The sequence below is a fragment of the Mobiluncus holmesii ATCC 35242 genome, from assembly GCF_000185445.1.
GTDB lineage: Bacteria > Actinomycetota > Actinomycetes > Actinomycetales > Actinomycetaceae > Mobiluncus > Mobiluncus curtisii.
In genome coordinates, this window is the sequence record NZ_GL622346.1 from 1,127,630 (window position 1) to 1,137,845 (window position 10,216).

At 52.7% G+C, this 10,216-nt stretch carries 6 protein-coding genes and 1 tRNA gene; 6 read left to right on the forward strand and 1 reads right to left on the reverse strand.

Going from position 1 to position 10,216, the window contains the following annotated elements:
- The first annotated feature begins 1 nt into the window (after position 1).
- From pstB to HMPREF0576_RS04925, 6 genes are all read left to right on the forward strand, one after another.
- Positions 2 to 805, forward strand: coding sequence for a phosphate ABC transporter ATP-binding protein PstB (gene pstB, locus HMPREF0576_RS04900; protein WP_004009303.1), 804 nt, complete (start codon positions 2 to 4; stop codon positions 803 to 805).
- A gap of 85 nt (positions 806 to 890) precedes the next feature.
- The gene (phoU, locus tag HMPREF0576_RS04905) at positions 891 to 1,568 is read left to right on the forward strand and encodes a phosphate signaling complex protein PhoU (RefSeq protein ID WP_004010933.1); all 678 of its coding nucleotides are present in this window, start codon (positions 891 to 893) and stop codon (positions 1,566 to 1,568) included.
- Positions 1,569 to 1,648: 80 nt separating this feature from the next.
- On the forward strand, positions 1,649 to 2,332 hold the full coding sequence (locus tag HMPREF0576_RS04910) for a winged helix-turn-helix domain-containing protein (protein ID WP_004010934.1): 684 nt from the start codon (positions 1,649 to 1,651) through the stop codon (positions 2,330 to 2,332).
- Positions 2,333 to 2,375: 43 nt separating this feature from the next.
- Positions 2,376 to 3,932, forward strand: coding sequence for a sensor histidine kinase (locus tag HMPREF0576_RS04915; protein ID WP_004010935.1), 1,557 nt, complete (start codon positions 2,376 to 2,378; stop codon positions 3,930 to 3,932).
- Positions 3,933 to 4,165: 233 nt separating this feature from the next.
- Positions 4,166 to 8,773: an InlB B-repeat-containing protein gene (locus HMPREF0576_RS04920; protein WP_004010936.1), complete on the forward strand. Its 4,608-nt coding sequence runs from the start codon at positions 4,166 to 4,168 to the stop codon at positions 8,771 to 8,773.
- Between the two features lie 175 nt (positions 8,774 to 8,948).
- Positions 8,949 to 9,021, forward strand: a tRNA-Ala gene (locus HMPREF0576_RS04925).
- Between the two features lie 567 nt (positions 9,022 to 9,588).
- On the opposite strand, the gene HMPREF0576_RS04930 is transcribed toward HMPREF0576_RS04925, so the two are convergent.
- Positions 9,589 to 10,216: IS3 family transposase (locus HMPREF0576_RS04930; protein ID WP_036324270.1), on the reverse strand; the 628-nt coding region annotated here is incomplete at its 5' end.

A 10,216-nucleotide genomic window follows, 5' to 3' on the forward strand; every position in this document is an offset into this window, starting at 1 on the left:
CATGACTGCGCAAACCAACGTCCTGGAGTCCCCCACGGCGCCCAAGATTTCCACCACCGCCAAGTTTTCCGCGCGTGACCTGCACCTGCATTACGGCGATTTTGAGGCCCTCAAGGGAGTGAACATCGACATTGAGCCCCGCAAAATTACGGCTTTGATTGGACCCTCCGGCTGCGGCAAGTCGACCTTCCTAAAAACCTTGAACCGAATGAATGACCTGGTCAAGGGGGTTAGCATCACCGGTCGGGTACTGCTGGATGGCGCGGATATTTTCAAGGATATGGATGCCATCGCCCTGCGAAAGCGAGTGGGCATGGTGTTCCAGCAGCCCAACCCGTTCCCCAAGTCGGTCTTTGATAACATCGCCTACGGACCGCGCATCAACGGGATTCGCAATCACCGGGAGCTGAGCGAAATCGTGGAGCGTTCCCTGCGTCAAGCCGCGATTTGGGACGAGTTAAAGGATCGCTTAAACAAGTCCGCCGTGGGGCTGTCTGGGGGTCAGCAGCAACGCCTATGTATCGCCCGCGCTCTGGCTACCGAACCGGACGTTATCTTGATGGACGAACCGACCTCCGCCCTCGACCCCATCTCTACTTCCAAGATTGAGGAACTGGTCGTAGACCTGGCTCGTGATTACACCATCGTAATTGTGACCCACAACATGCAACAGGCTTCGCGCATCGCCGACAACACAGCGTTCTTTCTGCTGGGCGAACTGGTGGAGTACAACGACACGGAAACCCTGTTCAGCGTACCTTCGGACCAGCGCACCGAGGACTACATCACGGGTCGGTTCAGCTGAGCTGGTTTCGCATGCCCCGGCGGACCTCGCTGTCGCGCGGCAGCGAAATACCGTTCTGGATTATGGAACAGAAAGTAGAGAGTTAATGCGATCCCGATTCAATCAACAACTCACGCAGCTCAACGAAATGCTGGTGCAAACCGGAGAGCTCTGCGAACAGGCCATCAGCCAGACCATGGTGGCTCTGTCCAGTTCCAGCGATGAAATCGCCCGTGAAGTCATCCGGGCTGATGCCCACATCGATCAGATGGAGCGGGACATCGAGCACCTGTGTCTGAAATTGCTGTTGCAGCAACAGCCGGTAGCGGGGGATTTACGCCAAGTTTCCGCCGCTCTCAAAATGATTACCGACATGGAACGTATCGGCGATCAGACAGCGGATATTGCGGAAATCGTGAAGTCTACGGATACGTCCCTGGTGCGGGGATTCCCCAAGATTCCCCAGATGGCAGCGAAAACTGCCACGATGGTCCACGATGCGGTCCAGTCTTTTGTCGACCGCGATTTGGCTTTGGCTACCGCCACCCAAGCGGCGGACGACGCGGTAGACCGGATGTTTGCTGAGGTCACCACCGAGATGATTGATTTCATTGTTCATGCCGATGCTGCGGACGCTCAAAAGGCTATCGATGTCATCATGATTGCTAAATATCTGGAACGTATCGGGGATCACGCCACGAACCTCGCCGAGTGGGTTGATTTCTCGATTACGGGGGTACACGATGTCAGCTTCGACACAAAATCCGCCACGCGAAGTCGCTAAGGCGCAGGCTCTGGGGGTACACGATGTCAGCTTCGACACAAAATCCGCCTGAATCGGGCGCTCCTTGGAATAATGGAAGTGTGATTTATTTTGTCGAGGATGACCTGAACATTCGGGATTTGGTCGTTTACACCCTCGGTTCCACCGGGTTTACCGCTCGAGGTTTCGCTGATTACCAGGAATTTCGCGAAGCGATGATGGAGTTGCTCCCGGAAATGATTTTGCTAGACATTATGCTTCCGGGCGTTGATGGTATCCAGATTTTGCGTCGAATTCGGGCTAATCCTGAGACCAAGGCCATTCCGGTCATTATGGTTACGGCGAAAGGCGCCGAGTTCGACAAGGTCAAGTCCTTGGACTTGGGTGCGGACGACTACATCACCAAACCTTTTGGCATGATGGAGCTGGTGTCGCGCATCCGGGCAGTGCTGCGCCGCGTGCCTCGTCTGACCGACCCCACTGCTGAGGACGAGGAAATCCTCACCATCGGCACTATCGACCTGAACCTTCCCCGCCACACGGTCGCGGTTGAGGGTCGGGAGGTGAAGCTGACTCTAAAGGAATACCAGCTGTTGGAGGAGCTGATGAGCCAGCCGGGGATACTGTTTTCCCGCGACAAACTGCTGGATTCCATCTGGGGATACAGTTTCCACGGCGGAACGCGCACGGTCGACGTGCATATTCGCACTCTACGCAAGAAACTCGGCCCGGCCGCGAAACACATTGAAACCGTGCGCGGCGTCGGCTACAAGATTTCCGAGTGAGGGCGCTGTTAGCCTAACCGCCATCCAATCAAGGGAGATTAATATGCGACGCAAGATTCTGGGGGCTATTTCAGGTATTTCTGCCCTAGCCCTGGTGCTTGCTTATGTCGGTTCCGTTTTGTTCTTTTACCAGGTCAATCGCGACAACATCTTGAACGCCCTGACCGAAGAGGGCAACCTGTTGGCGCTGAGCCTGGAACACCACACCGATGATATTCAGACCCAGATGCTCACCGACTTTCACCGGCAGACCCCTGGGGTTCGCTTGACTTTGGTAGCCGGTGACGGTGAGGTTCTCTATGATTCCGAAGTTCCCCCGGCTCAGATGTCTAACCATGCGAATCGACCTGAGATTGTTTCGGCTCGGAAACGCCAGGCTTCCGGGCTGGGCTCCGATATCGAAGTGCGTGATTCTGACACCCTCGGTGAGGATATGTGCTATTACGCGCGAGCTATCCCGTCGGGCAAAATTGTCCGGGTGGCGCGCCCCGTCCGCACGTTTTATGCCACAGCTCTGTCCGGGCTGCCGATTTTGGGCAGCATCGCCTTGGGTGTGTTCGGGCTGTCTTTCCTGATTGCGCGGCGTCAGGCCCGCCTGATTGTCGCGCCGCTGGAACAGATTGACCTGAACCACCCGCTCTCGGGCACTCCTTTTGACCGCGACCGGTTGCGCGAAATCGGGCAACACACCGGGGTGTTCGGGAACTCCAGCGTTTTCGGCGGCGGAGGAGTTTTCGGTTCGGGGGTCTACACCGACACGCCAGTGGACGAGGAATCGGACCGGTCTGAGTCTGCGGAGCCTCCCCTGCCCCACGCTATGCTCCGGGCCTACGGCAAGGACCACGGAACGGTCCCGATTTACCCCGAGTTTTTGCCGCTGCTGCAACGTCTGGAACATCAGAATCGGGACAAGGAAGCCGCCGCGCGTTCCCGCCGTGAGTTTTCCGCTAACGTGTCTCACGAGTTGAAAACCCCACTGACCTCCATCTCTGGATATGCCGAGATTATCCGTAATGGTTTGGTGAGAGACGAGGATATTCCGGGTTTTGCCGAGCGCATTCACCAGGAGTCTTCCCGGCTATTAGACCTGATTGGCGACATTATGGAACTGTCCCGACTGGACGAGGGCGGTCTGCCAGCAGAAGCGGGGGAGGTCGAGTTGTTTGGTTTGTGCCGTACGGTGGTGGAGCGGCTGCAGCCTCGCGCCGTGTCTTTCGGTGTGAAGCTGACCTTGTCCGGCTCGCACACGACGCTCACCGGGGTGGAGCCGCTCCTGGGTGAGATGGTGTATAACCTGGTGGACAACGCGATTAAGTACAATCGCGAGGGTGGTGAGGTGGATGTTTGGGCGGGGACGCATCTGGGCAGACCCCAGCTGGTTGTGACCGACACGGGTATCGGGATTCCTTACGAGGATCAGGAGCGCGTGTTTGAACGGTTTTATCGGGTGGATAAGTCGCATTCGCGACAGACCGGGGGGACCGGTTTGGGGCTATCTATCGTCAAGCACGCCGCTAGCCTGCATTCGGCAGAGATTACGGTGAACTCGACTCTGGACCAGGGTACACGCATCGAAGTGACGTTCCCGGACGCGGCTTGAGTCTAGCGCCGCTCAACTGCACCGAGCGCGCGCAGATTCGGGGCATGACGCGTCGCCGTAGCCGCCTATGGGCTCGTGTCATAGATAGGGATCAGGGTAAGCCGTCAACTAGTTTTTCAAACTGTGATTTCATATAATGAAAAACGTTTAAATTTTGAAAATAAGCTCCGAATTCACGCTGTAAAACATTCTCTCTTTGAACATGTCGTGAGTATCGGGGAGGGGAAAATTCTATGAGTGTTTACTTTAAGCAAGCTGTTTCAGGGATAATTGCGCTGGGACTGGTACTTCCGGGGGCGATGATTTTATCCTCGCCTGGGGAAGCTGGCGCCGCCGAACACAGCGCTTACGCAGACTCTCTGAGCGCTGAACCGGTAAAGTTGTCAGGCAGCGAAACTGCTGCGGATGTCATCAAGAACCCCGCGCAGCCAGATATTTTTACCCTGCATAGCGACTATGAGATTGCAAAAGATGGACGAAATATCATCAACTACCAACCCTACGTAGCCACCGTGGGAGCAGCCGCTAGCACAGAGGAACAGAACAAAGTCGACAAGACCATCAAGCTGCCGCAGTTTGCCGGTTATAACAAGCCTACGGATAGTGCAAATAATCCAGTCAATAACTACCACATCGACTACCAACGAATCGTGGATGCTGCCCAAGCTGGGAGCACCACTGGTGACGCCGAATATGGAAAAGTACACCAGGCGAAAAAAGAGTATATATATAAAGGTCTGCCTGGAACCGTCACGGTAAAGCACGTGTTTCAGGAATTACGAAAAATTAATGAATACAGTAGAAAGCCGGGAACTAACACCGACATTATCACTACGCAAACCGGACAAGTTGGCGACAAACCTCTCATCAAACCCTTACCGGCTGCTGAAATAGCAGGTTTTGTGCCCGAAAATAAAGAGATGAGGGTTTTAATTACGCAACGAGGTCGCAGCGTGGAAATGCGTTATAATCGCGCCTACTTTGCTGTGACATATGACACCCAGGATGGGACTGCGGTGCCCAGTCGTACCCTGTATTATGGACAAGAAATTCCTGCCATCAAGAGCACTGATATCCCCACCAGAATTGGAGCTAAGTTAATAGGCTGGAAGCCATCTGTCGATTTGCACGGCACTTTGAATGGGACAGAAACTACATTTAGAGCTAATGAAATCATTAAAGACAGCTCCGGAGCCCCTCTCAAAGATCTAAACGCCAAACTAATCATGCCGGCCCACCATATAAAGTTCACCGCGGTTTGGGAGGATAATCCGCAGGCTGATTATGCGATTCAATTTTGGACAGAGAAATCTGATTATCCCCAAGGAGCTTCTCTTTTAGGAAAGTACGAATTCGTGGGCACTCACGTGTACCGGAACAAGGATACAGGTTACCGTCCGAATCTGGAGGAAGAGACCATCAAAGGGGTGGAATTCCCCGACTTGGATAAAAAACGTTTAGCTAGAATCTGGAAAGGGGAGAAATTCTACAATGGTCGCTTCCTGTATCTCAATAAGTTCTACAAGTACAATAAGACTTTAACTGATAACGAAAATGCTGATCCGAATACACCCAGTGAGGTAAAGCCTGTTTCTGCTACCGGCAAGACCGTCTATAACATCTATTTCGACCGACAGGTCTATGACCTGTACTTTACAAAATCCAACTCTAGAGATGATAATAGTACTTTCTATCCTGAAATTTGGCGACATGGCGAACAATTGGGTGGACCTGGAACCCCAGCCCCCTACCACTTCAAAGCCAGATTTAACCAGCGCATGTTAGACTGGCCCAATGATGCCCTAGAAACTAAGGGATTTGATGAAGGTAAGCAAAGCTTTGGGTGGGGGCCCAACTTCTTAGAACCGCGTTGGATATGGCGCGACACTCCTCCTTACCGGTTATCGGCTGATGAGTTCGTGGATGTTCAGGAACAAGGTATATCGGTTAACGCATACACCAACGAAATTTATGCTGGCGAGGGTGTCACTATCCCGGTTAATCTGCGGGCCAATCCACAAACTTTCACCACGCTCTCTTTTGGTATCTCGCAAGAAGGTGGTTCAAATAGAGGCGCGCCGATACCTCACCACATGGATTTTTGGATGGATGGATTTGAAAAAGATCCCTCCTGGGATGGCAGGGATCCCGAAAAAGAATATAAAAAAATTATTGACTACGATCTTTATAGAAGCAAAGCTGATACAAGTGCTCCCAACTACGGTCATAAGGCTCCCGTAGTCCAAGGCTTTACTCCTTATCAAAAGTCTGTACATACAATCATGTATGACCAAGACAAATTTGAAGATTTAAACGATGAGCGGGATGACATAACGCCACTCCCAACGGAAAAGGTAATGGACCCTTACGGAAATCCTGTCACCAAGGGTCGTATGAATTTTATAAGTTACTTTTACAATGATACCGATGAGTTTGGTGACGCTGACGGAGTTGAGCCATTCGACGGAAATGGTTATATTCGTTTCTATTACAAGCGTAATAAGTATAAATTGCGTTTCAATAATGACCCTGCCACTATTAAAGCCGACAACGATTATCATGATGACGAACAAACAGATATCTTTTACCAAAAACCTTTACAAGATTTGAATCTGGATGACGTTGATACTTTATTGAGCATGGGTCTAAAAGGTCTTTTAGAACGGGATAGTCACGGAAACTATCAAGTTAAACGACCCGCCGGACTCGCGCCCGATATGGTATTCAAAGGCTGGGCTCTGGACCCTGCCGGACGGAAAATGGTTTCGGACAGCACGGAAACCATGCCCGCTCACAACCTGGTCCTCTACGCCAAGTGGGAAGAACCTGACTATAAGTGGAAGGTCACTTTTGACCCGGCAGGTGGCACTTTGCCGCAGATTGACGCCGCACAGCTCGCGACAGAGACAAAGACCATTCGGGAGGCAGCTGGCGCACATTTGAGTAAAGTTACCTACCCCCAGAAAACAGATGCACCGGGCGCTACTCCAGCAGACAAGCAAGTATTCACCGTATTGCATCGACAGAAACTGGTAGAGCCTATCAAACCCACGCGGGACGACTATTCTTTCCTGGGATGGGAAGTATTGCACTATAAGAAAGATGCTCACGGCAGATACACCGATGAGATTGACAATTCTTATCGTCAGCGATATATCGTCCCGGAACTGTATTCTTTTGGAAATGAGGTGGTAGATTCCCTTTATCTCAAGGCTATTTGGGTAAAGAACGACTTTGAAAAGGTTACGGTGTATCACCATTTCTTAGATAGCCAATACCGCATCGACTCAAGCATCCCAGATAATCCTAAAGTCATCGTCTTAGAGCAGGAACGCGCCGGACAATATACGATGGCACTCGCTACTCAACAAAGCGAAGATTGGTTACTTGCCCAACATGACGAATTGCTAAAGACTAAAGATCAGCAGCTTAAGGCACTCTACACCGAATACAACAACCGTTTAGGCTTCGAAAACACTGGTTTCCAACTGTTTAGGGTGGAGCCGAAACAGATTATCGAAAATGGTCATCCCGTACCTAATCCCAGATATAAGAACAACGAATTTCACTTTTTCTATGTTCCTTTCCGGACTCGTCACTACAAAGTTAACTATGTGGACGAAAGAGCCCAGGCGGAATTGCGGACAGCCACCACGGATGCCCAGAAGCAAGCCATTATTAACAAATACCGCCTCCTCAATCAGGAACAGGTCTCTAGCCAAGCACGCCATTACGATGCGCGGAACTACAAACCTATCTCCGGATGGAAACTGGTCTCTGCCCCACAACAGCAGCTCTTTTACGATGTCGATGAAGACACTAATCAGTTGCTCGGAATTAACGGCACTGGTTCTGATGAAATCACCTTCTTTTACCGGGATGTTCGAATCATCGAGGTGCCACAGGGAGGGGTGACTCCTCCCGGATATGTGCGAGTCACGTTTAAGGCCAGTGAGGGCGGTTCCTTTGGCTCGGATGCCACAGGGCACCCCATCACGGAACTGCATTACGATGTCCTCAAGGGTACTAAATCAAGCCAGCTTCCTGTTCCGCAGGAATTGGGAGGCGGTACTCGCAATGCCGATAAATACTATATCACCCCGGATGCAGGCAGGAATTTTGTAAACTGGGACAAAGACCCGCTTTCTCCGGTCATCACGCTTGACGACAGTTCTCATGTCTTTACTGCGCAATTCTCGGCTCCGACTCCGACTCCGCCGGCGCCGACTCCGGGTCCAACCACGCCACCCGCACCAACACCGGGTCCAACCACACCACCCGCACCAACACCGGGTCCAACCACACCACCCGCGCCGACACCCAATCCGACTACGCCGACTACTCCGCCGACGCCTGGTCCGACTACCCCGCCCGCGCCGGCTCCGGGTCCGACTACCCCGCCCGCGCCGACTCCGGGTCCAACCACGCCACCTGCGCCGGCTCCGGGTCCGACTACCTCGCCTGCACCAACTCCGGGTGGAGGGGGTCCCTCGACTCCGGTTTCGCCAGCGCCCAACACGCCAAGCACTCCGACTACCCCTAAGCCGAGCCAGCCGAGCGAACCGAGCCAGCCGAGCGAACCGAGCCAGCCTGAAACGCCGGCACCGCCGCGTTCACCTGATAATTTGGGAAAACCGGCTACACCTGCGCTCCCCGGTCGGAGCCTTACCCCCTCTCAAGCACCGTCTGCGCCCATCAGTCCCGACCAGCTGCACAAGTCGAATCCGGCTAATCTTCCGGCGACTGGCGCGAACTCGCTGCTCTATCTCTATGCAGCAATTTTGTTCACCGCAACCGGTGGCTTGATAATAAGGATTAACAGAAGACGGGTTCGGGATTAAAACGAACCTCGGCGGGGCACCGTATATATACGGCGCCCCGCCGTCTTTAATCGTCACAATACCCCGGCGATCATACACACCTACGACATTGCCCAGCCCTTGCGCTAAACACGTCCCCGGTTACATCGCTAATTTGCTGTCCTAGCCCAGGTTATATATACTGTTTAGGCACTTCGGGGCATTGGCGCAGTTGGTAGCGCGCTTCCATGGCATGGAAGAGGTCAGGGGTTCGAATCCCCTATGCTCCACGATTCCAAAACACGGACGAGCTTGTCTCGTTCGTGTTTTGACATTTCAGAGGCAGAGCGATTCGAACCCCGAGAGGGCTGGCACCGCCCGAAAACGCGACAGCGTTTTCAGGTGCCAGCGCGAGGAATCGAAGATTCCGAGCGTGACACGATTTTCGCAGAAAATCATGGAATCCCCTATGTTCCACTAGCACAAACGCTCTCTGAGCTGTCCCAGGTTTTGTTCCGTTTGAGTAGATGGGAAAATCTGGGTTATGCCTAAGAAATTTGATTAAGATACGAAGGATTGTGTGGTTCGCCTTATTTAGGATCGGGTTCTTGCGGAGAATTTGTTCTTGCAGAAGGCGTGTCAGGTGGTTGCGCCAAGGCTTGATGTTTCCTGGCATACTACTCGCCAGTGGGTGCAGCACTCTCGTCGTGAGGGTGGTTTCATTACCTCTCGTGGTTATCGGCAATCCCACTCTCGTGGGGTAAGTGCTCGCGCTTTGCGTGATGTGGTTGTTATTGAGCGGGTCAAACAGATACACCGGGATAATTACTGAAGCGTCCCAGGTTTTGTTCCGCTTCTTATACGGGTGCTAGTTGTTTAGCACGGGTTTGATTATATTGGGTTATCACTTCCTCGGGAGTGGAATAATCTAGCGATTCGTGGAGACGCTGGTGATTCCACCAGTACACCCAGTTCAGGGTCGCCCATTCGACTTCGGTGCATGAGCGCCAGGTCTGGGAGTAAATCAACTCGGTTTTGTATAGCCCGTTGACGGTCTCGGCTAGCGCGTTATCGTAAGAATCCCCAATAGTTCCGGTCGATGATCTAATCCCTGCATCTGTTAGTCGTTGACTGTATTTAATGCTTACGTATTGAGAACCATGGTCAGTGTGATGGATTAGTCCTGCCAGATTGTCTTTAGCGCAGCCTATCGCCTGTTCTAAGGCCTCTAACGGCAACGCCTTAGTGGTCATAGTTGACCTGGTAGCCCAGCCCACAATCTTGCGTGAATACACGTCTGTAACAAAAGCTGTGTACACGAAACCCGACAAAGTTCTGACATAAGTGATATCCGCGACCCACAGCCGGTTTGGTCTATCTGCAGTGAAATCGCGGTTAACCAAATCCGGGCGTGTATCCGGGCGGGGTGAAGGCCGGGTAGTCACCGGTTTACGGCCTCGGTGTGTCCCATGAATCCCGGCCAGG